This window comes from Caballeronia sordidicola (assembly GCF_000729995.1).
Taxonomy (GTDB): domain Bacteria; phylum Pseudomonadota; class Gammaproteobacteria; order Burkholderiales; family Burkholderiaceae; genus Caballeronia; species Caballeronia sordidicola_A.
Genome location: NZ_JNFG01000214.1, coordinates 406247 through 433062, shown reverse-complemented (window position 1 = coordinate 433062; position 26816 = coordinate 406247). Strand labels below are relative to the sequence as shown.

The window sequence follows — 26816 nt, the reverse complement described above, 5'->3', positions numbered from 1 at the left end:
CTCAAAAAATTTCCGCGCTTCAATCGTGGATATCGTCTGCCCGTACATGTAACGCCTGTTCGGTCGCGTCGAACTGCCTGACTGTTTCGAGAAATGCTTTGACGCTTGGACGTTCATCGTTGCGACGCACGACGCACCAAAGCGGGCTCGTCGGCCTTGGATTGGCGAGACGAATAAAACGCACGTAGTTGTTATGTGCGGAAACGGCCGATGCTGGCACGAGGCCAAGGCCAACATCGGCTGACACCAGCGCCAGGCACGCGTCAACATCATCGGATTCGTCAACGATGTGGGCCTGAAAGCCCGCTTTGTCACAAAGCAGGATCACTTCATCGGCGAAACCAGGACGCGGTGACCCTGGATAAACGACGAATGCAGAGTTCGCCAACTCGCGCAACGCTACCGATTTCCTTCCGGAAAACTCATTGCGCCGCGACACCGCGACGAACAGCGGCTCGTCTAGGACAAGCTGCGTCAGCATGTCCGGCTCAGGTCGGTAGGAGCGGCCAAATCCTATGTCAATCCAGCCCTGCCGCAACGCGCGGATCTGTTCGTCTTTTGCCATTTTTCTCAGACTGACCGATATGTGGCTTCTCAACTCCCGGAAGTCTGCCAGAATGCGCGGTATAACCTTGAATATGACTGAGCCGTAGTACGCAACATTCAGATGACCCTGCTCGCCGTGCTCTATCCTTCGGGCTTTTTCGATCGCTTCCCTGGTGAAGTTCAGTATCCGCCTAGCTTCTTCCAAAAAAACAGCTCCCGCTTCCGTCAATTCGACACCTCCTGCTGTCCGATTTAACAGGACAGCGCCTACCTGCTCTTCGAGCTGCTGTATCTGCCGGGACAAGGGAGGCTGTGACAGATTCAGGCGAATCGCTGCCAGCCGAAAGCTTCGTTCCTCTGCAACTGCCACAAAATATCTCAGGTGCCGAAGCTCCATTCCTGCCACCTCGCGAAACTTCCTATTCGGACGGTACGACTAGCGAACGGCCTCTTGCCAATCTACGACGGCCTCTCAAGATCGCTCAGAAATACCTCCACACGTCCGTTCAGAATACGGATCGGGTAGGCCCTAACCGGCGTCGTGACCGGCGCCCGACAGGCCGCGCCGGTGCGCAGGTCGAACGTGCCCTGATGGAGAGGACATTCGACACATCCATCTTCAACATACCCCTCAGACAATCGTGCCGCGCCGTGCGTACACAGATCATGTAAGACGAACAGTTCTTGTCCCTGTCGAAATACTGCAAGCGGGATGCCGCCGACCGTCACCGAGACGGGCTCCTCTTCGGAAAACAACTGCGGTGTCCCAACATCGTGCCAAACGTCCGTCATACTCTCCCCTGCTCCTCAGATAGGCGTCGCCAGAAGCGTCTGCACCCGGGAGGTGTCATACACCACCCGCTTGCTCCGATACAGCCACCGTCCGTCTACACGAACCACTTCATCGCGGTAGCAACCGGCTTGATAGACGGCGGAATCGCCGACCCGACTGGTATTGACCACCACGTAGCTGCTTGTTGTGTGAACAACATCGTCTATCGCAGAAGTGATCACCAGACCGGAGGTCATGTGCCGATACGTGTGTGCGTCATAGATGTTGGCGTTACGAAGCGACACCACGCGGTCCCTGAGCATCTTTTTGTTCACGCAATAGATCACAGGTGCCGGTAAACCCAGATCGACATTTTCCTTAGGGATGATCTCGTAACGGCATTGTTCCGTGAAATAGTCGGGCCATTCTTCGAGACGATCGTTGTCAAGTGCGCTGACATATCCATGCTGTAGCGCGCTCAATTCGGTCCACAATTGAAGATTGTTGTTCATAGCTCAATACCCCATCAGCTTTTGGTAGCCTTTCCAGAAACGCCTGATCATGTTTTCGGTAATTGCCGAGTTAGCCTCAGCCGGAACATCGAGCGCCATCCCCATGAAGGAATGCTTTTGCGGATCCCGAAGCGTCGCCCGCTGAACGAGCTCAGTGGCCTCTGTGTCTTCCATTGAGATGTATCCTGCCGGTCCAACGAGGTTGGCCTGAAGCAAACGGAGTTCACGCAACTCCGGCGTGTCGTCCTCATACCCGAAAAAATGGAAGACCAGTTCGAAATTGCCCGGACCCTTTGCCAGTAGCTGACGGGCTACCAGAGTATTGTGAATCTGCTGTACGACGAGCTGAGGAAAGATTGCCTGGATATTGTTCGTGGTAATTTCGTCATATTCTTGGGTCTGACCCAGCAACGTCGGGTCCTCCAGTGAGAAACCGCTGTCCATCGTTCGCAGCTTTTCAGCAGAGTACGCCGTAGTCGTATCTGCAGTGACGTCAGGCTTTGTCGAAGTAAAGATACTGTGCAGACCCGTTGCCTCGTCCGCGATGGAACGCACTTTCATCCCGACACGAAAGATATTGAATGTCGTGTGAAAGAGATGCAGGAGGCTGGCGTGGTAGCCGTCCTTTACGTTCTCCATGTACAGCTTCCAGTTAGATTTGGAATACTGTCGCGTGCATCCCAGATAGACGATCGGTTTATGAAATATACGATCGATCCAAGGCCGCATTTCCGGTCCGATGTATTCCGCTAATTGTGGCGTATCAGGTGAAAACGTGGCGAACAGGAGCCCTTTGTAGCTATCGACTCGCAGCTTCTCAAGGCCATGATCCGCTTGCACGAAATCACGTGTCATCCCTGCCATTCCCTTCTGGCCGCGCTTGAAAGGGATACCCTGCAGGTCACCGTTGGACGCGTAACTCCACTGATGGTAAACGCAGGTGTGCGACGTAGCGTTGCCGCGGCTCTGCCGGCACACCATCGCGCCTCGATGGGCGCAACGATTGACCCAGCACGCCAGCCCATCGACAGTTCGGGTTACAACAACGGGGGTGTCGCCAACAAAGGTGCTCTTGAAGTCTCCAACCTCTGGAATTTCGCATTCAAGACCGAGAAAGCTCCAGGTTGGCCCTCTGAAGATACGTTGCTGTTCCAGCTCGTACACCTCGAGAGAGCTAAACACCGCATAAGGTACGCGTGAGCCATCGGGTTGCGCAAAATCGATGCTACGCTGCGCGGAGGCGGGGGCATTTAAAGTCGCTTCGGACATCGACGTCTCCATATTGGCTTGATATGGAGCGCAGTTTAGAAACGACAAAAACACGTCGCTATCCGTTTTGCGAATCAAAACATCGAAACATTATCCGTTTCGCGCGCCCGGGCTAAACAACTGTTCCTTAGTCCGCAACTGGAGCCGTCTGAGCCATTCGTACCAGTGGCGATGTCACCGGTGTGCCGGGCCGCTTGTGGCGCTTGGAAGCTCGCCGAACCTGTCTCGGTAGTATGTCGCGAAACGCCCGAGATGGTTGAAGCCGAACCGAAACGCAACCTCCGTAACGTTCGCCGTATTGCCTTCGAGTAAGCTCGCCCGGACTGCATCGAGACGAATACCGCGCAAGATTTCGATTGGAGTCATGCCGCGCTGGTTCAGACATAGGGTTTGCAACGTACGCGGACTCACCCCCGCCGCACGGGCAAGGTCAATCAGCGAGAAGGGCGCGACTAAACGTCGTCGAATGTAGTTCTCCATCGCCTCCACGCGACTCGACGCGTTCATGAAGAGCATATCGTCATTCCCAGGCCCATCATCGGGATCACCGGAACCCGAACCTGCCAACCCGATGACGACTGGCGAGCCATGCGCGATTAGGAAAGCACCTACCACACGCTCAAAATGATCCAACCACTCGTCACCTGCCGCTGAACACGTCGGGCCTGACGCGGCATGTACCAGCGTCTGGATAAGCGACCGCCATTGCGGATCGAAGATCTTCGGCAACATCCCGATCGGTGCAAGATCGATTGATTGATCCGGATTTTCGCGCGTTCGCAGCAATTGGTTGGGGATTTTGAGAATCAGTTGCTCCGCTCCAGACTGCCAGCGCATACGCCAGGTTTTACGCGGCGCCATCCAACCCGTCCGGCCTTCGGTTAGAAGCATCCGATTACCATCGGCCACAACCTCCGCGGATCCTTTGAGCGACAGGTGCACCACCATAAAACCCTCAGTGGGAAGGGGTGTTATTTCCACCTCAGGGCCATAGCGCAGAGCAAATATCTGCATCTGCCGAACTTCGGCCTTGTACATCACTGTATCGACCACACCGCGTTGCCACCGCAGGCTGTGCTCGGCCAACTCATGTGCCGCCAGGACGTGCGAGTCCACCGCCCGGTCGGAACGAAACAGACAGTGTTGATACAGATATGAGAGATCCAGGGGCTTTTCGTGCATTGGCGAAGCAACAGTTAGAAACAGCAAAGGTACGAATACTCTACTTTAGAACTCCGAATCGGCAAAAGTGACTGTCATCGTACTATCCTTGGCCCAACCGTTTGCCAGGACAAAGGTGGCGCGGCTGCTTGCGTCTCCAGACGGGAACCGTACCGACAAAACACACGCGCAATCTGAAAGTTCAATGCGCTACCGTTCGGCAGAGACCGATTCAATGCTTGCCATCATGCGCGCTTCAAATTCTGCCGAGTCGCAGTGCGCAATATTCAATCTTAGTCCGTTTGAATCGCGATGGTCAGGCGAGAAGATGCTGCCGGGCGCCAAGACAAGACCGTGATGCGAAGCCGTCTTGGCGAGAGCCAGGGTTCCTCGCCCATCGGACCACTGCCCCCAAAGGAAAAATCCTCCCGCGGTTTGTACCGGCGTGTCGAATCCCAGCGATCGCAAACGACTGGCGACCCGCGGGCGCGTATCGGCGAGCCTTTCGCGCAAGCGCTCCATGTGGCGACGATATGCACCAGAAGTGAGCAATTCCGCAACTATACGTTCGCTTAATTCGGAGGTGGCGAGACACGTGAGCAACTTGCGTGCAGCGAGCCGACGCGCGATTTCGGTACCGGCAGCGAGGAATCCCACCCGCAAGGACGGAGAAATAGTCTTCGCGTAGCTCCCCACATAGATCACGCGTTGGAGTTGATCAAGATTTGCCAGACGGAAAGCCCGCCCCTCATAGAAATCGCAGTAGATATCGTCTTCGACAATTAGGAAATCATAACGCTCAGCAAGGCCGAGAATCTTATGCGCATTGATCGTACTAAGCGTACTACCGGTTGGGTTATGCAAAACCGAATTCAGGAAGAGCAACTTCGGTTCATGCAGACGGACTGCCTGCTCGAGCGCGTCGATATCTATCCCGTCGAACCGTCTAGGCACCGTTGCAAACCTAATGTTCGCTGCCTCCAGGTGCGAGAACAGCGTGTAATAACCAGGGTCCTCTATCAGAACCGTTGAACCCGCTGGTAATAGCGTACGCAACGTCAGATCAATCGCATGGCTTGCCCCAGCCGTCGTCACAACTTGTTCAGATTGAACCGAAATCCCGAGATCAATAAGCTTCAATGCAACCAAGTCGCGCAACGGACGATAGCCCAAAGGGCTCGGGTATTGCGAGAAGGAGTCCCCAGAGTGACGGACCGCAAAGCGGGCGCTCTGCCTAATCATCTCGCTGTCTATCCAGTCTGTCGGCAGTACACCCGCTCCAGCTTTGATCGAACCATCCTGCTCCTTGATCGCGCGAAAAAGCCACGGTGCGTCGATCGCACTCCCGGCAAGCAACGCTGGATCTTCCAAGTGACTCAGACTTTTCTGCGCTACGAAATAACCGCGGGCGCGTCGAGACACCAGATAGTTGGACGACACCAATCGATCGTATGCCGTTACAACGGTGAAAGTGCTGACATTAAGTTCCTCCGCCAACTGGCGGACCGACGGCACCTGCGCACCCGGCTTCAGATGACCACGCTCTATTAAAAGGCCGACCTGACGTTCAATCTGCCGCACTGCGGGACCAGAGTCATCAAGAGTGATAGGAAGCATCTTGTCCCATGTTTTGTGCAAAATACATAACAGATAGTTGATTTACCTAACAACTGTATATGGTTTTCATATTTTTCGCTCTATATATTCATTTCAACTTTTGCTATCAAAGCGCCTTCCCGTGAACATCTACCGCCACATAGTCGACACAGCCACCCTTGAGCGCGAGTACTCCCCGAGCTCGTACGTTTCCGACCTGCCGGCGATCCTTCGCGACTACGACCAACGCAGCTTGGCAGCACGGCGTCACCTGCCGCCGCGCACCTATCGCTATGGCCATACGGATGCTGAAACACTTGACTTCTTCACACCCGCGGGCGACAGGCGACAGATAGCACCGCGCTCAGTTGCCATTTATATTCATGGAGGCTACTGGCAGGAACTGAGCAAAGATCAACATTCATTTCCTGCTTCCGGGTTCGTCGATCAGGGGATGGCGTACATTGCGGTCAACTATGGTCTTGCGCCAGACGCAAGCCTGGCCGAAATGATCGATCGGTGCCGTCGCGCACTGTTATGGGTTGTTTCTCACAGCGAGGAGTTGGCCATTGACCCGCGTGGCATCCATCTTCTGGGCTGCTCCGCAGGTGGTCATCTGGCAGCAATGTGCGCGCTCACAGACTGGACAACGCTCGGGCTGGCCCAAAAGCCTATCCGGTCTGTGACACTATTGAGCGGCGTGTTTGACTTGCGCCCGCTGTCATTGACATACGTCAACGACGCCATCGGCATGACTACTGCCGATACTCTTTTACACAGCCCCTTGTTATTGGTTGATACAGCGTCGGCTCCATTGCCGCCCATGCTGCTGGTAGTTGGTGAAAACGAGACGAGCGAATTCAAGCGTCAGTCTCAGGACTTCACCGCGGCACTTCATCGCCGTGGCGCAAAGGCGCACCTGACGCAAATCTCGTTGCGCAACCACTTCGATCTTCTGTTCGACCTGAACGACCGACAGAGCGAGCTGGCCTCGATGGTCTTCAACCATATTGCCTCATCCTATATTTATGGAGCTTGAACGATGGACTCAAAAGACCTTCAGCAAGAATTGCGGGAGTTGCTCGGAGACTTGCCGCAAAGGGCGATACCAACCCAGACTGATGAAGACAGGGCACAAGCAGCGGCTAACACCGGCGGCAACCCTATTCTCGACGTAGCCGCCCACAGCAACGCGGGCAGCACGCCCTTCATCGACTACCTGAATGGCGACATCCTGCATACCCTGCAGCAACCGCGCAGCGACGAACCCGAGGAAATGACTTTCATCAGCCTCGCCCACGTCATGGAGGTTCTCTTCAAACTGCTGTGTTATGAAATGCTGCGCGCCAAAGACTCCATCGCTCGCGATGCACTCGACGAGACCCGCGTCACCCTACGTCGGGTGCACAAGACACTCGAATTTCTGGGGCAAACCTGGGGCGTGCTGTCCACGATTACGCCGCACGGGTATCTTGGGTTTCGCGATTACCTGGGTATTGGCTCGGGGTTCGAGTCCTTCATGTACCGGCGCCTCGAGTTTATGCTCGGTAATAAGCAGCCTCGGATGCTTGAACCTCACAAGCATGTTCCCAGTGTTTATCAGACACTGAAGCGAACGCTCGAGACGCGAAGTGTGTACGACGAGGTTATTGCCCTGCTTCATCGTCGCGGCTATCCGATCGACGCGCAAGCGCTCGATCGCGACTGGTCACAGCCCTATCAGTCTAACGAGTCGGTCAAAGCAGTGTGGGCGGACATATACCGTTCACTTCCTCCACACCACGAGTTGTACGAGTTTGCTGAATCGCTGGTCGATTTCGGAGACCGTTTCAAGCTCTGGAGATTCCGGCACTTCGTGACCGTCGAACGCCTCATCGGCTTCAAACCCGGCACCGGGGGTACCGCAGGTGTCGGATGGTTGCGCCACATCGTTGACCAAAATTTCTTCCCCGAACTGTGGGAAATCCGCTCGCAACTGTGAACCATCGTGAAAGCTTTCTGAAGATCCGACATCATGCCCATTTCCGCCACCGACGCAGATGCCCTTGATCGGGCAGATCCACTGCACTCCTTTCGCGCCGACTTTGATCTACCAGAGGGCGTTATCTATCTGGATGGTAACTCGCTGGGCGCGTTACCCCGTGCCACAGCCGAGCGCATGCATACAGTTGTAACCCAAGAATGGGGACACGACCTGATTCGCAGCTGGAACGCCCACAACTGGATCGATGCGCCCACGCGAGTGGGCGACAAGATAGCGCAGCTAATCGGTGCGGGACCGGGTGAAGTGGTGGTAGCCGACTCCACATCGGTCAACTTGTTCAAGGTGCTAAGCGCCGCATTGCAGATCAACCAGGGGCGTTCAGTAATCCTGTCTGAGCCCGGCAATTTCCCGAATGATCTTTACATTGCTCAGGGCCTCCAAGCACTGTCCGGCGGCCGGGTGGAGCTGCGCATCGTGGAGCGAGAACGGCTAGCAGAAAGTATTGACGAGGATGTGGCTGTCCTGATGCTAACGCACGTGCACTACAAAACTGCCGCAATGCATGATATGTCAGCGCTCACCGGCCTGGCTCACTCACGTGGTGCGTTGGCTGTCTGGGATCTGAGTCACAGCGCCGGCGCCGTACACGTGGACCTTGAAGCCGCACAGGCCGATTTCGCCGTTGGATGCGGTTATAAGTATCTGAACGGTGGTCCCGGCTCTCCAGCTTACCTGTACGTCGCCCGTCGGCACCAGGCGTCGGCAGTTTCACCCATAGCCGGATGGTTGGGACATAAGCAGTCGTTTGAATTCGTTGACGAATACCAGCCCGCCGCAGGTATCGAGCGCTATCTCGCAGGCGCGCACCCTATTCTGGGGATCTGCGCGCTGGAAGTTGGAGTCGATCTAATGCTGCGCGCGGCCCCTGCAACGCTATACGCAAAATCGAAACAGCTGTGCACCCTGTTTGCAGAACTGGCGCAGCAGCGATGCGGTATATACGGCGTAGAGTCGGTTCTCGCCGCGGATTCCACGTCACGGGGGAGTCACGTGTCGCTGCGTCATCCCCACGCGTACAGCATCATGCAGGCACTCATCGCTCGCGGCGTTATTGGAGACTTCCGTGCGCCGGACATCCTGCGCTTCGGCCTCACACCACTTTACGTTGGTTTTCGCGACGTGTGGGATGCGGTAGACATTCTCGCCGACGTGCTGCGCACAAACGTCTGGCAACTGCCCAAATTCCAGCAACGCCATCGCGTCACCTAAAAACAGGCGCAAATATATTAAAAAATGATGACCGTTTTTTGCGTCCAAGGCAATTGACCGGTCATCACAAATCTTAACTGGAGGAGAACATTGTGGATAGTCAACCTGGAAAGCCGGGTTTAAGGCGCGGACTTAAGAATCGGCACATTCAATTGATCGCTTTAGGCGGGGCAATCGGCACCGGCCTGTTTCTCGGCTCGGCGAGCGTGTTGCAGGCAGCCGGGCCGTCGATGATTCTGGGTTATGCAATTGGCGGCATCATTGCGTACATGATCATGCGACAACTAGGCGAAATGGCCGCGCAAGAGCCTGTGGCAGGGTCATTCAGCCATTTTGCGTGCAAGTACTGGGGCGACTTTTGGGGCTTTCTGTCCGGCTGGAATTACTGGGTGCTGTATGTGCTTGTTGGCATGGCCGAGCTGACTGCAGTCGGCACCTACGTGCACTACTGGTGGCCGGGTGTGCCTGCCTGGGTATCGGCGCTGGTGTGCTTCGTCGGTATCAACGCGATCAACCTTGCTAACGTCAAGGCGTACGGTGAATTCGAGTTCTGGTTCGCAATCGTCAAGGTAGTAGCGGTAATCGGCATGATCGCGTTCGGCGGCTACCTTCTGATCAGCGGTCACGGCGGTCCGCAAGCATCAGTTACCAATCTCTGGGCGGATGGCGGCTTTTTCCCGCACGGCTTTCATGGCCTGTTCATGACGCTGGCGGTCATAATGTTCTCGTTCGGTGGGCTGGAACTGATTGGCATCACGGCAGCCGAAGCTGACGATCCGCGCAAGAGCATTCCGAAGGCTGTGAATCAGGTGATCCTGCGTATAGCGATTTTCTACATCGGCTCACTGACGGTATTACTGTCGCTTTATCCATGGAATCAGGTCGCCGCAGGCGGCAGTCCGTTTGTGATGATTTTCTCGCAGATCGGTTCCATCCTTGCAGCGAACATCCTCAACCTAGTGGTGTTGACTGCTGCGCTGTCGGTGTACAACAGCGGCGTGTATGCGAACAGTCGCATGCTGTATGGATTGGCCGAACAAGGTAACGCCCCCAAGATTCTGATGAAAGTGGATCGACGCGGTGTACCCGTGGCTGCGATTGGCTTGTCGGCACTCGCGACGGGCACCTGTGTGCTCGTCAACTTCCTGATGCCAGCCAACGCGCTCGGTATGTTGATGGCCCTCGCGGTAGCAGCCATGGTAATTAACTGGTCGCTCATCAGCTTGACGCATCTCAAGTCCCGCAAGGCGATGGTCGCGCAACAACAGACCCTTGTGTTCAGATCCTTCTGGTTTCCTGTCAGCAACTGGATCTGTGTGGCATTCATGGTCACGATTCTAGGGATACTGGCCGTCACTCCGGGCATCAATATCTCTGCTTTCCTCGTGCCGGTGTGGTTGTTCTTGATGTGGGCAGCGTATGTAGTGAAGCGGCGTCGATCAAAGCTGGGACTATCAGTAGTTAGCCAACCGTGAAAGTGTCTTGACCAACCTCGCCTGAAGTCCGGGACGTTTGACATGCTTGATAGCCATCTTGTCAAATTAGGATAACTACATGATTGACGCGGACGCGCAGGCCCTGTGTGGTTTGGGTTGAGATAGACGAGGTAGTGCCCGATCCGGAAAGATGTGAACGTCATTGTCGGCGATGCGACGCATGCGCAGTTGCGACGGATGAAGGTTGCTCTTGAAGCCACCAACTATAGGAACCGCCATATTCGATATCGGAAAATACTAAGGATAGCGACAGCTTGTATCCTGCCCGCTCAGTTCCATGGTTACATGTGCGAGCTTGTCAAGTTGCGAGGATTAGTTAAGACCTCCGTTTGACCGAGGGCGTCATCGCACTCACCTCGAAATCCCCCCAAAGTGACGAACTTTTAAACGACAAACAATGGAGAAGCAAATGAAGAAAATCCATCTTGTGGCATGCTCCGGTGCAACCGCACTCATCCTGTCTGCTCCCAATGCATTCGCTCAGAGTTCGGTCACGCTGTACGGCGTCGTCGATACGAGTGTCCGTTACCTCACGAATGCAGATTCCGCGAACAACAGTCAAGTCGCAATGGGGGAAGGCGTCGAAACTCCGAGCCGCTGGGGTTTGAAAGGCAGCGAAGATCTGGGCGGCGGCCTGTCGGCGATTTTCCGGCTTGAGAACCAGTTCCAGCTCTGGTCGGGCAAGCTCGACAACAGCAGCAGCCAGCTGTTCCAGCGTCAGTCTTATGTCGGGCTTTCGAGCAACCAGTACGGCGCGCTTACCTTCGGCGGCCAGCAGACACCGTTCTTCGACCAGATGGGCAACACCTACGACCCGCTGACGGTCGGCGACTTTTGGCAGGACAGCTACGTGTATAACCCGGTCGGGCCATTCCTCACCACGAACAGCTCCGTCAAGTACAACGGTCATTTCGGTGGCCTCCAGGTCGAGGCTATGTACGGTTTTGGTGGCGTGCCGGGCAGCGTGGGCGAGAACAGCATGTACGGCGTAACGGCGTCGTACACCCTAGGCAGCCTGTCGGCCGACGTCGGCTTCCAGCAGAACGACGTCTCGGGCAAGAAGTTCAACATCGTGAACGTGAGCACCACGTACGCCTTCACCCCGGCCGTGAAGGTCCTCGCGGGCTGGCTGCATTCGCAGGACAACACCGGCCTCGCCGATGCCGACATGCAGCAAGCGGGCGCGCCCAAGCTTCCGTTCGTGAGCCCGAACCGCATCGACGACAGCTTCTACGTCGGTTCTACCTGGCAGGTAGCGCCACCTCTGGCACTGACGGCAGTCGGCTACTATGATCACGCCCGCAATGCGGCCATGCTAAACGGCACGCTCGGGGCCGGTATCAACTACTCCGCCACGCTGCTTGCCGAATACTCGCTGTCCAAGCGCACCGAAGTGTACGGCACGGTCGACTTCACCCGCGGAACCGGCGCGTTCCTGGCCGACTACCCGGGTCGGAATAACCAAACCGGCATCGCAATCGGCCTGCGTAATATTTTCTGATGTTACGCCATATCCGACGGGCGCCGCTTGTTTCACGCCACCTCGTCGGGCGCGATGCATGCGAATTGACGTACGTTGGTCATTGGATCCTCAAGGTGGTCGACATTGGAATGGTCGTGTCCCGCCACGCAGATTTGGGATGAGATCAAACGTTTGAAACAGGTCGAACTGAGACGGACGATGACCGTCTCAGTTTTCCTACGCAGCCGTTGGTCAAGCTCCAAAACAGATGTTCACAAGAGTACGCGCCGCACACCATTTGGCGCGACGAGATGGCCTTGGGACCGGAGACGTCACTGACCGTCCACTCGCATTGCCTTCAATACTTGATGGTTGCGCGGTGGGAAGAGGCGACCGACACACGCTTGCTATGCTCGAAGCATACGAACGTAGTCCCATGACACGGTTGACTTCAACAAGGTGTCCGGGATGGCAACGGTTGGGTTGCCCGGAAAGAACAATCAAATCGGTGATGAGCTTGGTATGAGACACGCTCTCTAGTGTAAAACGGCATACTTGGCCGAGCTTTTTTAGCGAAGTACGCGCTGACCGAACGCAGTGAATATCGTTCTTTCTCGGTTTCGCCATCGAGCGAACCCAGAAAAGCACCAACAATTGTGAGCAGGCTAGATGGAGTTCTGCCGTATCAGCAGTCCAACAGTACATTTTCAGTTTGCTTCGACGCACTCCTTAAAGGGTAGTGGTTTGCGGGAGTCCGTCGCCTGAATCGCCAATTTTTGCAGAGCAAAAATAAACAATGTTTACATCGATTCGATCCCGCATTATCGCTATCTCTGCCGCCACCGTGGTGTGCGCGCTCATTGTCGACACCTTCATGAGCTACTCCATCGCGAAAGCTTATGGCGACGACACGATTAGCGACAACCTTACGTCGATAGTGGCCGGACATGAGGCGGGAGTCGCCGATTGGGTTTCATCAAAAACGCAAATGATCGTCTCGCTCGAGGACGCCACCCTCCAAGCCGATCCCGCTGTCGCACTGAAACAGGTGGCTGCCGCCGGCGCATTCACAAGCGTCTATGTAGGGTACCCTAACAAGACAGCGAAGTTCTCCGATCCGACCGGTGTTCCCACCAACTACGACCCCACTGTCCGCCCGTGGTACAGGCAAGCAGTCGATGCAGGAAAGCCCGTAGTGACTCCGCCATACATCGACATGGGGTCCGGAAAGCTGGTGGTCACCTTCGCCGCTCCTATCCTGCGTGAGGGCATCTTGAAGGGCGTGGTGTCGGGAGACGTCACGATGGATAGCGTGATCGCCAACATCAAGTCGATTCACCCGACACCAGCCAGTTTCGGCATGCTGGTCGACGGACACGGCCGTATCGTTGCGCTCAATGATCCGAAGATGACGCTCAAGCCCGTGACTGATCTCTTTGCTGATCTCAAATTTACAGACCTTGTCTCGTCGTCAAGTAGCACGCACGTCGCTCCGATCGAAGCGCATGTCGGAAACAGTGCCAAACTGCTACGCGCGCGCGGCGTGACGGGAACGGACTGGATGATCGTGACTGCACTCGACAAGAACGATGCAACAGCGGGAATCCTCTCGCAGTTGCACGCGTCACTGATCGCACTGGTTATTCTCGTAGCGGTCGCGACATTGGTCATCAGTACGGTGACGGGTGCCGTCTTCAGGCGGCTCTCGCGCGTTCGCGATGCAATGAACTCTATCGGCTCAGGAACAGGAGATTTGACACAACGCCTGCCCGACGACGGAAGCGATGAGGTCTCGCAAATCGCACGTTCATTCAATAGTTTCGTCAGCCTACTTAATACTGTAATTAGCCAAATTCGCGACGCCAGCGAGACAGTACGTCTCGCTGCCAACGAAATCGCGGCGAGTAATTTGGACCTATCAGGCCGGACGGAATCCGCCGCGGCCAGTCTCCAACAGACCGCCGCCTCGGTCGAAGAGATTACGGCGACTGTTATGCAGTCGGCGCGTGCTGCGGATACCGCGAACGAAAAGGTAAAGTCGGCTTCAAACATTGCATTTCAGGGTGGTCAGGTTGTGCAGGAGGCTGTCGGCGCGATGCAGGTAATCGAAGTGGCGTCCAGCGAGATTGGCGAAATCATCGGTGTCATTGACGGCATCGCATTCCAGACCAATATCCTGGCGCTCAATGCCGCGGTCGAAGCGGCGCGCGCCGGGGAACATGGCCGAGGTTTCGCCGTTGTCGCAGGCGAGGTGCGCAATCTTGCGCAGCGCAGCGCATTGGCCGCGAAGGAGATCAAGACATTGATCAAATCGACGGTAGATAGCGTAGCTTTGGGTTCAAGCCACGTACGCCAGGCCGGTAACGCAATATCGCAGATCGTCCACAGCGTTTCCGATGTCACGGCCATCATGGGCGAAATTACTGACGCGACCAGTGAACAGACACGCGGCATTAGCGAAATTAATCGTGCAATCACGCAGCTTGACCAGATGGTCCAGCAGAACGCGGCCTTGGTTGAAGAATCCGCAGCAGCTACCGTCACATTAGAGACTCAAGCGACGCATCTTGCAGAAACGGTCGGACAATTCAAGCTGTCCTAAGCGACGATTGATCGGCAATACGGGCTGAAGTTTTTTCAGAGTACCGGAACGCCTCATGATACTCAAAGTTGGTTAAAACCTTGCGTCTGGACGGCGAGCCACTCCTTTCGTTGAAGTCCAACGGCACCGCACGAAATCATCCGAATATTGGCGACACTCCGCATCGCGAATGCGAGCGTTCTAAGCGACAAATAGGGATCTCTCAGGTCGGCTGCAGTGATCGGAGTCGAGGAGCGCAACGGTTTCCGTTTGAGAAAAAGAATTCGATTTTTACTAGTGACGAAGCGGCGGCATATCTGAAGGCTTTTTTGCGTTGTGGCCGTGAAAGTTCTTTCACCTGAAGTGACATTACTGCCTTGTAAATAGTTCGCAATCGACGAAACGTGATAGTGCCCGCGATTCATACCGACATCGCAATCAGTTCTCAAAGGAGCGTTAATGATGAAGATTCAAACGTTTTGCGTCTCTCTTGCAATTTCGATGGTCGGCTTGGTCGCACCAGTCGTGTCAAGAGCTGAAACAATTATCGGGATCGGCCACGTTGCCCCTCTAACCGGTGGCATTGCTCACCTGGGTAAAGACAATGAAAACGGCGCTCGTCTTGCGGTTGAGGAAATCAACCAGAAGGGGCTGACGATCGGCGGCCAGAAAATCACACTGCAACTGGACACACAGGACGACGCGGCTGACCCCCGTACGGCGACTCAAGTGGCGCAGAAGCTTGTCGATGACAAGGTCGTCGCTGTGGTCGGCCACTTGAACTCGGGCACGTCGATTCCGGCGTCGAAGATCTATAGCGACGCAGGCATCGTGCAAATCTCACCTTCATCCACCAACCCGACCTACACACAGCAAGGCTTTAAGACAACCTACCGCATTGTCGCGACGGATGCTCAGCAAGGGCCAGCGCTAGCCAACTACGCCAAACAGATAAAAATCAAGAGCATCGCGATCGTCGACGACTCGACAGCCTACGGCCAGGGCCTTGCAAATGAATTCGAGAAAACCGCGAAGTCGCTCGGCCTGAACGTCATGTCGCATGACGCGACAAACGACAAGGCGGTTGATTTCCGCGCGATTCTGACGAAGATCAAGGGTGAAGGCCCGGACGCAATCATGTACGGCGGCATGGACGCAACCGGCGGCCCATTCGTCAAGCAGGCAAAACAACTCGGCCTGCGAGCGAAGGTGCTGGCCGGCGACGGCCTGTGTACTGAGAAGTTGTCTGAACTCGCCGGCGATGCTGTCGACAACGTCGTCTGCTCGGAAGCGGGCATGGCGCTCGAGAAGATGGAAAGCGGCCCCGCATTCGCTGCCAAGTTCCAGAAACGGTTCGGGCAACCACCACAACTCTACGCTCCGTTTACGTATGACGCGGTATACATCATCGTTGACGCGATGAAACACGCCAACTCGACAGATCCGGCGAACATCCTGGCCGCCATGCCGAATACGGACTACAAAGGCGTCATCGGCGAAACCACGTTCGACTCGAAGGGCGACCTGAAGCACGGTGTGATCTCGCTATACAACTACAAGGCGGGCAGGAAGACACTTTTAGATGTTGTGAAGATGTAATTCAGGTGAAGGTCAATGACCGCGACATGGGCCACGATGCACTGTCACATCAACGAGGTAGGAAGGTGGCAGTGCGCTGCGGGCGATGGTTCGATCGGCGCACGCAGAGTACGCTGAATCGCCGCTCCCGCCGCATTGCTATCGTCGTGGTGGTGCTGCACATCCCGATTGCACTGTGACGCTATTCGGACGGCGGCGGGATACCCGAACCCACGCGCCTCCTGAAATCGCGAGCTTCCGCAAGCATATTCAAGCCCCTGCGGAAGTTGGAGGATGGTCTTCCGCAGTGTCACGAGTTATAAATTCGCACACGAAATCTACGCCCAATTGACCACGAACACGTTGTCGCGATAACCCTTTATAAATCGTGCGAAGCGACCGAACTCCTTGGGTACAACCTGCGTAGTGAAAATGGAACGTCGGCCGGCCGCATCAGCGGAAACGGGATTGAAGGAGAAAGGCAATGGAAAAAGCTGAAAGGTCCTTGCGTTTCATGGTGGATAAATGGCTTGTGATGGCTCCTGCCATGTCGGTTCGGGTAACACGAGGAAGTCGCGCACGCTCGAATCAGAGGCGCTGTGTATGCCTCGAAGCATCGCTATCGACAGGTGCATTTGCAATCTATTTCTTTCGCCAAGGCGACGGTACGTGGGGAGTGTTCCCGCCTGATGCCCCTGATGCCGAGCGCTCGGTGATGAGTGTTTTTTGAAGTGCGGCGCGATAGCGATATCTACGGACCAGACCGAGCGCCAGTCGCGTCTACGACCGAGAGGGAGTTTGCTATGTTGGAAGAATCGAATCAGCTACCGCGCGAGTACGAGCGAGATCTAGACGCGTGGACATGTGCTTGGTACGACGCAGCCATCGCAGCGGACTTTATCCGATCGCCCTACCACGCCGACGCCGCAACCGTGGAGCGTCTTCAAGGCTACTTCCACGCCAAGCTGACGCCCTCTGAAGCCGCTGAAGCATGCTTCGCGCGAAAACACTGAAAGGGCGCTGCCTTATCGTATCGTTGTTCGATCAAGACCCACTATGCAAAAGACAAACAACGAGAGAAATAATGTAATGAATTTAGGTTCGTCAGTAAAAAGTGTGGGTGGATGGAGGCTCGGGAAGCTTGCCAAGTGCATGATAGAGCGCGATTTCTGTGGCTCGGAAGGTTCGGAAGCCGTACGCTTTTCTCATAGTGACTTTGGCCTTGTTGTTCAGCCCCTCGATAACGCCGCTGGAGAACTGCTTTCTGGCACGGAAGTAGTTGAGGATCAGCTCCCGGTGCGAGCGCACGGTCCGGGCAAACTTCTTCATCGGCTCGATGCGTGAGCGCATCACCTGCTTGCACCACTGGTCGAGGAACTTGCCCGCCCAGACAGGAGAGATGTAGTCCCAGAGTTGCTGGAATTCTTCTTTGAGCAGATAGGCACGTACGCTACGTAAGTTGTACTGGAGTAGGTCACGCAGGCGAACACGTTGTTTGCCAGTAAGGTTCTCGCGTCGCGCAAGCAGGCACCAGCGGGATTTTTTGAGAACAGGCTCATAGCCATCACGCGACATGCGCCTGGCCTCATCGGCTCGCACCTCATCGATCGCTTTGTTCATCTTGGCAACGATGTGGAAACGGTCGAGGATGTTCAGGGCGTTCGGGCAATGACGCGCTATCATTTCGAGATAGGGCTTCCACATGTCGGAACACACGAATTCGACCTTCTCGCACAGCGGCTTGCCGATCATGGCAAAGAACTTCGCGAAGCTTTCCTTAGTACGTTCCTGTCCGACCCAGAGCAGTCGCGTGCAGCCGGCCTCGATCTGGTAGACGAGCGTGAGGTACTGGTGCCCTCGGCCATACTGGATCTCGTCGACGCCGAAAGCGCGAATCGTCCCGAGCTCACGATGGTTCAGCCCCCAGTCGACGACCCATTCCACGGCATTGAAGACCTTCTCCCAGCTGGTCCTGAAACTCAGCGCGGTTTCTTTCCACGACAGCTTACGAGCCCACTGGGCCAGAAAAAGCATGTATGCCTTGGTCAACGTATGCTTGCCGATGGCGCACGGTACTGTCTCAACCTTTACGCCGCACTGACGGCAATCGACACGACGCATCGAATACAGCAGAATGACGGCAAAACCCCAGATCGGGATGAACTCGAAGCGACGTTCTCCGAGCGTATCGTAGCCGCTTGCGCGCTCGTTGCAGCACGAACAAACTGGTTTGGATCCCTTACGTGGGCGCACGTCAATCTCAATGGTCTGCGTCCTTTCGCACAGCCGCGCCCCTTCATAAACGAAACCGGGGAAATGATGACAGGAATTGAGCAAGCGGGTCAAAAGCATGGCTAGCAAGCGAAAAATCGTCGGTAATACCGCCATTGTCACACCCGAATCAAGCGATCTTGAACGACTCGTTCCCGACCTGCAAAACTGGCCCAAGTCCTGGAGCTTTGAGCAACAGGACATTCCGTTCGGACAGGATCTCGTCAAGATATTCACACCGTATCTCCTGCATCTTCTGGACAGCGGTTACAGCCGAAAAACCCTGCACCAGCATCGGGACTTCATCTGGATGCTCGGTGGTCGTCTCGTTGAAGAGCGGCAGCTTTACCGCGAACTCAGGAAGCTGGACGCCCGCTCGATACTGTTACGGTATATCGACGAGCAAGACGGTGGCCCGCTCCTGGATGACCACTCTGAGCGCGAGCAAGGCCTCTTCGATGCCACCTGCCGAAAGCTATGTCGTTTCCTCAACGCCGCCTGAATCCATCGATTTCACCCACAGATTCCCCCGACGATCCTGAATTTAAAACCCCTATCCTATCGCCCATATTGAATCCAGTCCTTTCACGCGCGACCGCAGTACACGCCTGTACTTTCAGTTTCCCTTTTGCCCTCCATTATTGGTGAGTTTGTTCATGCTGATCGTGCCGCCAGTTGGGTTGCGCACTTTGACCCTAGGAAATTCAAATGTTCTACAAACCTGAAGATGGACACGGCCTACCTCGCAATCCGTTGGTTTCATGTGTCGTGCCGCGGCCTATTGGCTGGATCTCGACACTAGATGTTGACGGCAAGCCCAATCTCGCCCCGTACAGCATGTTCAACCTCGTCCGCTACGACCCGCCGGCGGTCATGTTTAGCGCGAATGGAGCCCACCGCGACGGTGGCCTGAAAGACACGGTGGTCAATGCGCGAGCGACGGGCGAGTTCGTCTACAACATGGCAACTTGGGAATTGCGTGACCAATGCAATGATTCATCGACATTCTTCGACCGCGGCGTCAATGAGTTTGACGCAACCGGGTTAGCGACGTTGCCTTCGCGCATGGTGAAGCCGCCGCGCGTCGAGCGGTCACCAGTGCAGTTCGAATGCCGCGTTTCGTTCATCATCAACTTGCCGGGCGCAGAAAACAATAGCATTGTGTTTGGTGATGTCGTTGGCATCCATATCGCAGATTGGGCGCTAAAGGATGGACTCGTCGATATTGAGTCGATCAGGCCGCTGGCACGCATGGGCTATCTTGACTTCACCTCAGTGGACAACGTTTTTCCGATGCCCCAGGTTGGTGTTGCGAAGACGTAAGCCAATGGAACCGAAAAGCGAGCTGACGGCCGCCCCCACAAAATAACTTATGGAGACAATGCAATGCATCGTAGATACTGAATTTACCTTTCCCGGTTTTCGTTCACGGTTATCAATTACGTAGAGCGTGTTGCCCTGTCCATTGCATCGTCTCAAATCAGCAAGGAGTTCTCCTTCGCGCCGGTCATGCTCGTCCATCTGTCCTCCTCATTCTTGTGGCTGTATTTCCTCGCTTTAATTTCAATGGGCTTGTTGGTCGACAAGTTCGGAACAAAGCGTCTAAATACTTGGCGGACACGGCTTGCAGAAAGCTACGCCCCAACGCCCACTCTATGAGACGCCGTGCCAACGGAAGCACGGGTCGCCCCCTATGCATGCTAGCCTAGACAGGTGACAGCGCCCGCGGATCCAGCAGATTCGCATTGAAATCGCAGCACTTCTGCGCAAGTTGCGCGACCTGATTGCTAAGCGAATAAGCGTGCTCTGCTCGGTGGAGCGCCACGTAATGGACCGGCGGAAGAGCGGGCTTCGTTTTGATAATCTTCAGGATACCCGCCGTGACCATATAGTTAAGACAGGTCTTCGGAAGGTAGCTCACGCCCATTCCTGAGACTGTCAGCCCAATCTGAGCGACCAGATTATTTGCCACCAGGATTTTCGCCGTGCTCACTCCGTTCTCGGATAAAAACTGGGAGTAAGTCAGCCCGGTCCCTGAGAGGTTGCCTTGCAGAAGCAAGGGAAGCTGGGCAATGTCCACGATAGGTATCGTCGCTTTGCCCGAATGAAGCGAGGGAGAACACATCCATGCATTCTCCACGGTGCCGACCGGGATGCTGGTAAAGCGCTCGCTCGCTGCAGCCTGTGGAACAACGATCAGGTCTACGGTATCGGTTGCGAGCCGGTCTCTCAGCGTGGCGCTCAACTCAACCTCAGCCTCCACAATGACCTTTGGATAGGTTTCCTTAATAACAGATATCAACCGCGGTAACCACGTAAGCGCCGTCAATTCGGTAACGCCGATCCGGACGCGCCGGACGAGCATTTCCTTGGCGCTTACCCGCTCAACAATTTCGTCCCGCCGCTCCAGCAGCTCCTTCGCATACTCGAACAGCTCACTGCCCTTTTCAGTGAGCCGGGCAGCACGCGACGTGCGGTCAAATACAAGGAAGTCGAATGTTGACTCAAGTTCGTGTATCCGTTTCGATATCGCCGACTGGCTCGTGTTCAGTTTCCCGGCAGCTGCCTCGAAGGACCCCAACTGGACGATCCAGTACAACGCTTCCATCTGTTTGAAAGTAAGCATGTCGGTCCGAGTGTAGGTGCAGAAGAGATGTTATCAGCGACAATAACATCTCTTTTCAGACTCAGTCCACTCTTCGCGATCCGGCGGTTTAAGCGGATCTGCAAACGGACCGCGAGGCTACACGTTGACGCGTTTGAGAGCCGCCTTCTCAGCGATATCGGCAGTCACCTGGAGAAATGCATCAATGTCTTCGGGTGAATTGCAGTGCAAGGGTGAGATGCGGACCGCCCCCGTCAACCCGAACGATTCGAGCATACGCTTCGAATAGAGGCTTGTTGAAACCCGCTCATAGACAATCACGCCCCGACGCTCATATTCCCTGACCACCTCGACCTCGGAAAGGTCTACGAATGCAATAGCGAGAATCAGGTCACGGCGAGTCAGGTCGCTGTGATCCAGCAACACCTGGACGCCCGGAAGACCGCGAAGCCCGCACACTTCTCTGCTTCCGTTGAGCATTCTTGAAAGCAGCGCCCGCTCGTGTAATCCGATAGCCTTCATGCCAGCCGCATATTGCGCCCTGCGATCGGTCGAATCCACACACTGACCTCCGAGCCAACATACATAGTCCACTATCTCGGTTACGACGGCGAACTGCGCTGGTGCCGAACTGCCCAGGTCCCAGTAATCTTCCGGTTTTGCGGCCAACTTGTGATGAGGCAATTTCGCTGCGCGCGTAGAGAGCCAGGTGATGCCCGACCCTCTGCATCCAAAAAATTTGTAGGGTGCAAAATTGATACCGTCAACGGGCGTCTTTTTCAGATCGATCAACCCGTGGGGAGCGTGCTGCACGGCATCAACAACAATGTACAGATCCGGTTTGATCGCTCTCGCTTCCCGCACGATCCGCTCGAGGTCTATTTTTGCGCCTGTGATGTTCGAGGCATAAATAAGGCTAAGCAGGCATGTCTCAGAGTCAATCAGGCCAAGCACCTCCTCCACGTCGATGCCCCCTGTAACCCGGTTGCTCTTCGCTACACGAAGCTCTTTGCCGAGCTCTCCCGCGTAGAGGGCCATGGCATCGTACGAGGACGGATGCTCCAAAACCGTCGTCACCATGTTGGTCCCCGGAACGGCTCCCGCAATTGCCTGGACCATCTGGAACATGGCGCCCGAGGCGGTCAACGAGGCATAGATAGTTCCATCTGTCGCGTTCAGGATCAGGCGGGCATCTTCCGCCCCCTTCTTTTGTATTGCCTGCAACGCGCGGGCGACTTCATGGATGCGCTCCGGATTATCCGGAATCAGGTCGACTTCGGCGTATCGCTCGACTGCCCTCTTCAAGCGATAGGAGCCGCCCGCGTTGTCAAAGTAGAGCCGTTTGCGCCCCGTGAAGTCCGAATCAACATAGTGAAACCTCTCCCTGACAACGCGCATCAGCGCGTCGCTGAAAAGTTGCCCCTCGGCGCTTTCCATCGTCTATCCCTTTATCGTCGTCATTCGCAAGACACTCTCGCGACATTTCGGGTCCACGATAAGTCCCGCAAAACTAGACGAAAAGCGATTTTTTTTGATGTTTTATCATCGCTTTATTTCCGGTCTCTTGATGAATAAAAGCGATGCAACACTATCTAAAAATATCACTTTTTAACGGATTTTCTGCGTGAAAGAATGATTTCCAACAGGGTCGCACGGCACTAGGCAATAACCCTGAAGCCATGCGCTGACTTAACTCTCGTCCTTTTGGAGAACTCTAGTGAACCGATACAAAACATGCGTCGCGGTAGCCGCGCTTGTCGCCCTCGTGACCGGTGCGGAAGCGGCGAACGCCGACCAGCTTGCCGACATCAAGGCGCATGGCACGCTCGTATGCGGGGTTCTGAGCAACGGCGCGCCCTTCGGCTTTCAAGACCCCGACACCCGCGAAATAGTCGGCTATGACGTCGACTTCTGCAAGGGAGTAGCGAAGGAACTAGGCGTTAAACCTGAACTGAAAGTCCTGTCGCTGGACGCACGCATTCCCGAGCTGACGCAAGGGCGCGTCGATATTCTTGCCGCTGTCCTAGGGTACAACCCGCAGCGCGCGCAACAAATTACTTTCTCGGACACTTACTTTGTCAGCAACCAGGTGATTGCTGCGTCCACTGGAAGCGCGAACAAGACGCTCAACGACCTGGCCGGAAAACGGATCAGCACGATCAAGGGTTCGAGCAACATACCCATGGTGCAACACGCATTGCCCACCGCACAAATTGTCAGCTATGACGATGCGCCCTCCGCATTCATGGCCCTCGCTCAAAAGAAGGTCGACGGATACGTGCTGTCGGAGAGTCTCATGCACCGCTTTATCGACAAGCTGGGCGCCAACGCCAGCACGATCACCATCCTGAACCCACCGGTCGGCCGCGAATACTGGGGGCTCGGAATGAGGAAGGGCGAACCCGCGCTAGCCGATGCGGTCAACAGCGCATTGGTGAAGATGCAGGCGTCCGGCGAGTCGCAGAAAATTTTCGACAAATGGCTGGGAACCGCTTCGTCCTTCAAGATGAAGCGTGATTTCACTACTGCACCCATTCCCGGCTAACTGGATATGCGTAGTCAGTGCGACCTGAACGAAGGAGTGAAGCATGCTTGGACGCCTTGATTTCAGCACGATCTTTGCCGGACCTTTTGCGCATCTGCTTGTGTCTGGCGCGATCACGACCTTCGAGCTGACGGCAACGAGCTGGACTCTGGCCGTGGGACTGGGCGTGGTGCTCGCAGTCCTGCGTGCATCAGGTTTTCCCGTAGCAACCAAAGCCGTCGCTGCATTCGTTGCCTACCACCAGAACGTTCCCATGCTCGTGCAGATCCTGCTTTGGTATTTTGGCGTTCCGACGCTCCTTCCGGACGCCACGCAGTCCTGGATCAATGCACACGACGGGGAGTTGATCTTTGCATCGATTGCGGTCGGCTTATGCATGTCGGCGTACTTCTCCGAAGACCTCCGCAGCGGTTTAAGGTCGGTGCACCACGGCCAACAGGAGGCGGCACGGTCGCTGGGCCTTAGCTTTTTCGGCACTATGCGTTATGTGACGCTTCCACAAGCCATTAGAAATGCGCTGCCCACATTTATCAACCACACCGTCCTGCTGTTCAAGAACACGAGCCTGGCGATGACCATTGGCGCCGCGGAAATGACGTACGTCGTTCGTGAGATCGAGAACGAAACGTTCAGGACGTTCGAGGCTTACGCCGTTGCGACATTGTTCTATCTCGCCGTGTCCCTGGGTCTGATGGGACTGGGCGCCCTGGTTGAAAAGCGTATTCAGAACCAGGCGAGGTAACCCATGCTCGACATCATCCAAGACAACTGGTTGCTCCTGCTGGTCGGACAGTATCCGAGAGGCCCGCTTGGTGGCCTTGCCCTGACGCTCATTCTTTCCGTGATGGGCCTGGTTCTGTCTTTCCCCATCAGCATTGCAATCGCACTATGCAGGACCTCGCCCATCAGGTTTCTCTACGCGAGTTCTACCGTACTGGTCTACATCGTGCGCGGCGTTCCCCTGGTGATGTTCGTTTTCTGGGGATACTTCCTTGTGCCCGTCCTGGTCGGTCATAGCGTGACTGCATTCACAACGCTCATCTGCACGCTCATCGTCTATGAGTCGGCCTATCTCTCCGAGGTCGTTCGCGCAGGCATCCAGGCCCTTTCGAAAGGACAGGTCGAGGCATCGCGCGCGTTGGGAATGGGATATTGGAAGACGATGCTGTGGGTGATCATGCCGCAAGCGCTCTACAACATGGTGCCAAGCATCATCAGCCAATTCGTCTCCATCATCAAGGAGACATCTATTGGGTACGTCATCAGCGTGCAGGAGTTGACGTTCTCGGCGAACCAGGTGAACAACAATTTGCTGACGCGCCCATTTCCCGTTTTTCTCATTTTGGCCATCACTTACTTTCTCGTGTGCTTCGTGCTCACACAATGCGCTCAACACCTGGAGCGCACCATCACGCGCAAGCGAACCCCGAAGATTACGCAGCTCAGGAGCATTGCAAATGATTCAGTTCTCGATGGTCAATAAGTGGTACGGGGAATATCAGGCGCTCACGGACGTGACGGCCGAAGTGAAGAAAGGCGAGGTCGTCGTCATCTGTGGCCCATCCGGCTCGGGGAAATCCACGCTCATTCGGACCGTGAATCGCCTCGAAGAGATCAAGTCCGGCGTTATCCATGTGAACGGACAGGATATTCATGCACCCGGCCTGCGAATCAATGGCTTTCGCAGTGGCATCGGCTTTGTGTTTCAGTCGTTCAACCTCTTTCCGCACTTGTCTGTGACCGAGAACGTCTGCCTGGCACCAGTCCGCGTATCGGGACGGAGCAAACGCGAAGCTCGAGAACAGGCCGTGGCTTTGCTCGACCGGGTCGGACTCGCCCACAAGGCAAACTCCTATCCGCAGCAATTGTCCGGCGGACAGCAACAACGAGTCGCGATTGCGCGAGCGCTCGCCATGAACCCGCCAGTCATGCTGTTTGACGAGCCGACAAGCGCGTTGGATCCTGAGATGGTCGGCGAAGTCTTAAGCGTCATGAAGTCGCTTGCCAAAGACGGCATGACCATGGTTTGCGTGACCCATGAAATGGGATTTGCGCGCGAGGTGAGCGACCGCGTCTGGTTCATGGACCACGGCGTTATTCTCGAAGAAAACGCTCCGGACGCGTTTTTCACGGCGCCACGACATGAGCGTTCGAAGGCTTTTTTGTCAGATCTTCGATCACACTGAGCACTCAGACCATAAGCCTAGCGCGAGGTGACAGCGATAGCTGAGCTTATCATCGCCCATACCAACGCTACTATTTTAAGGACGCCATGCTTGCGTGCCGACGCAGGTACGTGATGCGAGCACCGGAAAACCCGATCCACCGGTCGACCTACCTGTCCTGGCCTCCAAGGCGTACAACAAGCCTTAGCAAACTCCCTCGGTCTGATTGTTCGGATGCCTTCTTACCGCCCCTTGCCAAGCATCGACCAGACATCAGCATCAACCCGAGTGAAGGTTTCCTTGGCGACTACATGGTTGTGGTAATTCGCCCATCCGCGTAATACCAGATTAAGCAGCCCAAACAGGTTCGCCTGTTTAGGTGCCCGCATATATTTTCACACCCTATCGGACGCGCTAAGCCGAGGTATTTGGCGTCCCGCGCGATGGTTAAATCCACCACCGACTGTTACTGCGGAATCCACGAGCAGCCATAGTAGTCGGCGGCCCGAGCCTTCGGAACCCATGCACAACCATAGTAATGCTTATTTTTATTAGGCATACTATCCGAAAATCTGCTGGATTCCTGCATCGATGACACCACGCCACCCCGATCGACGTCCCTGGCTGCACCGTCGAGTACTGCTGCGTTCGGTGCTGCATGCGCGTTCAATATAGCGAAGGCCAAGCACGCTCCTGCACAGAATTTCATCATTGCATTTCTCCCTAGCGGGGCATCAAAGCGACGCCCTCGACAAACCCATTCTAGCTAGGAGACGCACTCCGATTGTTGCTGGAGAGAAAACAAGTTTTTCATGAAATACGACCCGAGCGCTCGGGGTCGCACCCGCACAAGTTCCGTTTCTGTCTTTTTATTGCGTTGTAACTTTCGAGAGCAGGACTACACGTGCCCGAGATCACTACAGCTTGCGAAATTGCGGCATAAAAGCGCACAAGGCGCATACAGCCGGCAGCGCAATGTTGGCAACGATGAGAGGCTATGTGAA

23 protein-coding genes and 1 pseudogene are annotated in these 26816 nt (G+C 55.5%); 14 read left to right on the top strand and 10 right to left on the bottom strand.

All coding sequences use genetic code 11. The features are described from left to right. Nucleotides 1–19 precede the first annotated feature (19 nt). The 6 genes from FH08_RS50140 to FH08_RS0146635 all read right to left on the bottom strand — a co-directional run bounded on the left by FH08_RS50140 (nt 20) and on the right by FH08_RS0146635 (nt 5877). Nucleotides 20–943, bottom strand: coding sequence for a LysR family transcriptional regulator (locus FH08_RS50140; RefSeq protein ID WP_063771282.1), 924 nt, complete (start codon nt 941–943; stop codon nt 20–22). Nucleotides 944–1005: 62 nt separating this feature from the next. After that, nucleotides 1006–1338: an anthranilate 1,2-dioxygenase ferredoxin subunit AndAb gene (gene andAb / locus FH08_RS0146655; protein WP_031364942.1), complete on the bottom strand. Its 333-nt coding sequence runs from the start codon at nt 1336–1338 to the stop codon at nt 1006–1008. Nucleotides 1339–1353: 15 nt separating this feature from the next. Continuing rightward, on the bottom strand, nt 1354–1830 hold the full coding sequence (gene andAd / locus FH08_RS0146650; protein WP_031364941.1) for an anthranilate 1,2-dioxygenase small subunit AndAd: 477 nt from the start codon (nt 1828–1830) through the stop codon (nt 1354–1356). 3 nt (nt 1831–1833) lie between these two features. Further along, the gene (gene andAc, locus FH08_RS0146645) at nt 1834–3099 is read right to left on the bottom strand and encodes an anthranilate 1,2-dioxygenase large subunit AndAc (protein ID WP_035568947.1); all 1266 of its coding nucleotides are present in this window, start codon (nt 3097–3099) and stop codon (nt 1834–1836) included. 174 nt (nt 3100–3273) lie between these two features. Continuing rightward, nucleotides 3274–4308 (bottom strand): AraC family transcriptional regulator, encoded by a 1035-nt coding sequence (locus FH08_RS0146640; RefSeq protein ID WP_152603111.1) that lies wholly within the window; start codon nt 4306–4308, stop codon nt 3274–3276. A gap of 162 nt (nt 4309–4470) precedes the next feature. Beyond that, nucleotides 4471–5877, bottom strand: a complete 1407-nt coding sequence (locus tag FH08_RS0146635; protein ID WP_051889047.1) for a PLP-dependent aminotransferase family protein — start codon at nt 5875–5877, stop codon at nt 4471–4473. Nucleotides 5878–5998: 121 nt separating this feature from the next. On the opposite strand from FH08_RS0146635, the gene FH08_RS0146630 reads away from it, so the two are divergent. The 8 genes and pseudogenes from FH08_RS0146630 to FH08_RS51160 all read left to right on the top strand — a co-directional run bounded on the left by FH08_RS0146630 (nt 5999) and on the right by FH08_RS51160 (nt 16956). Further along, nucleotides 5999–6895, top strand: coding sequence for an alpha/beta hydrolase (locus FH08_RS0146630; RefSeq protein ID WP_051889046.1), 897 nt, complete (start codon nt 5999–6001; stop codon nt 6893–6895). 3 nt (nt 6896–6898) lie between these two features. Further along, the gene (locus FH08_RS0146625; protein ID WP_035568945.1) at nt 6899–7837 is read left to right on the top strand and encodes a tryptophan 2,3-dioxygenase; all 939 of its coding nucleotides are present in this window, start codon (nt 6899–6901) and stop codon (nt 7835–7837) included. Nucleotides 7838–7870: 33 nt separating this feature from the next. Continuing rightward, complete coding sequence (kynU, locus tag FH08_RS0146620; protein ID WP_031364935.1) at nt 7871–9109, top strand: kynureninase; 1239 nt, start codon at nt 7871–7873, stop codon at nt 9107–9109. Between the two features lie 92 nt (nt 9110–9201). Further along, the gene (locus FH08_RS0146615; RefSeq protein ID WP_031364934.1) at nt 9202–10584 is read left to right on the top strand and encodes an amino acid permease; all 1383 of its coding nucleotides are present in this window, start codon (nt 9202–9204) and stop codon (nt 10582–10584) included. 430 nt (nt 10585–11014) lie between these two features. Further along, nucleotides 11015–12106 (top strand): porin, encoded by a 1092-nt coding sequence (locus FH08_RS0146610; RefSeq protein WP_031364933.1) that lies wholly within the window; start codon nt 11015–11017, stop codon nt 12104–12106. Between the two features lie 757 nt (nt 12107–12863). Continuing rightward, nucleotides 12864–14669 carry a methyl-accepting chemotaxis protein gene (locus FH08_RS0146605; RefSeq protein WP_031364932.1) on the top strand — a complete coding sequence of 602 codons (1806 nt, stop codon included), beginning with the start codon at nt 12864–12866 and terminating at the stop codon, nt 14667–14669. A gap of 528 nt (nt 14670–15197) precedes the next feature. Continuing rightward, nucleotides 15198–16247, top strand: a pseudogene (locus tag FH08_RS0146600) (branched-chain amino acid ABC transporter substrate-binding protein); the annotation flags it as partial. Between the two features lie 463 nt (nt 16248–16710). After that, nucleotides 16711–16956: a hypothetical protein gene (locus tag FH08_RS51160; protein ID WP_075583471.1), complete on the top strand. Its 246-nt coding sequence runs from the start codon at nt 16711–16713 to the stop codon at nt 16954–16956. A gap of 374 nt (nt 16957–17330) precedes the next feature. Here the strand turns inward: FH08_RS51160 and FH08_RS0146585 are convergent, their stop codons facing one another. Beyond that, on the bottom strand, nt 17331–18578 hold the full coding sequence (locus tag FH08_RS0146585) for an ISL3 family transposase (protein ID WP_031364929.1): 1248 nt from the start codon (nt 18576–18578) through the stop codon (nt 17331–17333). Here FH08_RS0146585 and FH08_RS0146580 point away from each other — a divergent pair. Together FH08_RS0146580 and FH08_RS0146575 are read left to right on the top strand one after the other, a co-directional pair. Beyond that, nucleotides 18556–18999: a hypothetical protein gene (locus tag FH08_RS0146580; RefSeq protein WP_152603110.1), complete on the top strand. Its 444-nt coding sequence runs from the start codon at nt 18556–18558 to the stop codon at nt 18997–18999. The genes FH08_RS0146585 and FH08_RS0146580 overlap by 23 nt on opposite strands. 206 nt (nt 19000–19205) lie before the next feature. Then, a complete protein-coding gene (locus FH08_RS0146575; RefSeq protein WP_031364927.1) occupies nt 19206–19820 on the top strand; it encodes a flavin reductase family protein in 615 nt (204 codons plus the stop codon). Nucleotides 19821–20202: 382 nt separating this feature from the next. Here the strand turns inward: FH08_RS0146575 and FH08_RS0146570 are convergent, their stop codons facing one another. Together FH08_RS0146570 and FH08_RS0146565 are read right to left on the bottom strand one after the other, a co-directional pair. Further along, on the bottom strand, nt 20203–21123 hold the full coding sequence (locus tag FH08_RS0146570) for a LysR family transcriptional regulator (RefSeq protein ID WP_031364926.1): 921 nt from the start codon (nt 21121–21123) through the stop codon (nt 20203–20205). A 117-nt stretch (nt 21124–21240) separates the two neighbouring features. Then, nucleotides 21241–22539: an aminotransferase class V-fold PLP-dependent enzyme gene (locus FH08_RS0146565; protein WP_031364925.1), complete on the bottom strand. Its 1299-nt coding sequence runs from the start codon at nt 22537–22539 to the stop codon at nt 21241–21243. 280 nt (nt 22540–22819) lie between these two features. Between FH08_RS0146565 and FH08_RS0146560 the strand changes: the two genes are divergently transcribed. From FH08_RS0146560 to FH08_RS0146545, 4 genes are read left to right on the top strand one after another with little or no spacing between them, the layout of a single operon-like run. Further along, nucleotides 22820–23647, top strand: a complete 828-nt coding sequence (locus FH08_RS0146560; RefSeq protein ID WP_031364924.1) for an ABC transporter substrate-binding protein — start codon at nt 22820–22822, stop codon at nt 23645–23647. Nucleotides 23648–23690: 43 nt separating this feature from the next. Beyond that, a complete protein-coding gene (locus FH08_RS0146555; RefSeq protein WP_031364923.1) occupies nt 23691–24389 on the top strand; it encodes an amino acid ABC transporter permease in 699 nt (232 codons plus the stop codon). A gap of 3 nt (nt 24390–24392) precedes the next feature. Continuing rightward, a complete protein-coding gene (locus FH08_RS0146550; RefSeq protein ID WP_031364922.1) occupies nt 24393–25130 on the top strand; it encodes an amino acid ABC transporter permease in 738 nt (245 codons plus the stop codon). Then, on the top strand, nt 25105–25833 hold the full coding sequence (locus FH08_RS0146545) for an amino acid ABC transporter ATP-binding protein (RefSeq protein ID WP_031364921.1): 729 nt from the start codon (nt 25105–25107) through the stop codon (nt 25831–25833). Before FH08_RS0146550 ends, FH08_RS0146545 begins: the two co-directional genes overlap by 26 nt. Nucleotides 25834–26054: 221 nt before the next feature. Here the strand turns inward: FH08_RS0146545 and FH08_RS54620 are convergent, their stop codons facing one another. Next, on the bottom strand, nt 26055–26201 hold the full coding sequence (locus FH08_RS54620) for a group II intron maturase-specific domain-containing protein (RefSeq protein WP_200878888.1): 147 nt from the start codon (nt 26199–26201) through the stop codon (nt 26055–26057). Between the last annotated feature and the right edge of the window lie 615 nt (nt 26202–26816).

Excerpts from the sequence above, each read along its gene's own strand:
- FH08_RS54620 (WP_200878888.1), bottom strand. The coding sequence starts at position 26,201 with ATGCGGGCACCTAAACAGGCGAACCTGTTTGGGCTGCTTAATCTGGTA.
- FH08_RS50140 (WP_063771282.1), bottom strand. The coding sequence starts at position 943 with ATGGAGCTTCGGCACCTGAGATATTTTGTGGCAGTTGCAGAGGAACGA.
- FH08_RS0146545 (WP_031364921.1), top strand. The coding sequence starts at position 25,105 with ATGATTCAGTTCTCGATGGTCAATAAGTGGTACGGGGAATATCAGGCG.
- FH08_RS0146565 (WP_031364925.1), bottom strand. The coding sequence starts at position 22,539 with ATGGAAAGCGCCGAGGGGCAACTTTTCAGCGACGCGCTGATGCGCGTT.
- FH08_RS0146585 (WP_031364929.1), bottom strand. The coding sequence starts at position 18,578 with ATGCTTTTGACCCGCTTGCTCAATTCCTGTCATCATTTCCCCGGTTTC.
- kynU (WP_031364935.1), top strand. The coding sequence starts at position 7,871 with ATGCCCATTTCCGCCACCGACGCAGATGCCCTTGATCGGGCAGATCCA.
- FH08_RS0146570 (WP_031364926.1), bottom strand. The coding sequence starts at position 21,123 with ATGCTTACTTTCAAACAGATGGAAGCGTTGTACTGGATCGTCCAGTTG.
- andAc (WP_035568947.1), bottom strand. The coding sequence starts at position 3,099 with ATGTCCGAAGCGACTTTAAATGCCCCCGCCTCCGCGCAGCGTAGCATC.
- andAd (WP_031364941.1), bottom strand. The coding sequence starts at position 1,830 with ATGAACAACAATCTTCAATTGTGGACCGAATTGAGCGCGCTACAGCAT.
- andAb (WP_031364942.1), bottom strand. The coding sequence starts at position 1,338 with ATGACGGACGTTTGGCACGATGTTGGGACACCGCAGTTGTTTTCCGAA.
- FH08_RS0146610 (WP_031364933.1), top strand. The coding sequence starts at position 11,015 with ATGAAGAAAATCCATCTTGTGGCATGCTCCGGTGCAACCGCACTCATC.
- FH08_RS0146635 (WP_051889047.1), bottom strand. The coding sequence starts at position 5,877 with ATGCTTCCTATCACTCTTGATGACTCTGGTCCCGCAGTGCGGCAGATT.
- FH08_RS0146550 (WP_031364922.1), top strand. The coding sequence starts at position 24,393 with ATGCTCGACATCATCCAAGACAACTGGTTGCTCCTGCTGGTCGGACAG.
- FH08_RS51160 (WP_075583471.1), top strand. The coding sequence starts at position 16,711 with ATGGAAAAAGCTGAAAGGTCCTTGCGTTTCATGGTGGATAAATGGCTT.
- FH08_RS0146605 (WP_031364932.1), top strand. The coding sequence starts at position 12,864 with ATGTTTACATCGATTCGATCCCGCATTATCGCTATCTCTGCCGCCACC.
- FH08_RS0146575 (WP_031364927.1), top strand. The coding sequence starts at position 19,206 with ATGTTCTACAAACCTGAAGATGGACACGGCCTACCTCGCAATCCGTTG.
- FH08_RS0146625 (WP_035568945.1), top strand. The coding sequence starts at position 6,899 with ATGGACTCAAAAGACCTTCAGCAAGAATTGCGGGAGTTGCTCGGAGAC.
- FH08_RS0146555 (WP_031364923.1), top strand. The coding sequence starts at position 23,691 with ATGCTTGGACGCCTTGATTTCAGCACGATCTTTGCCGGACCTTTTGCG.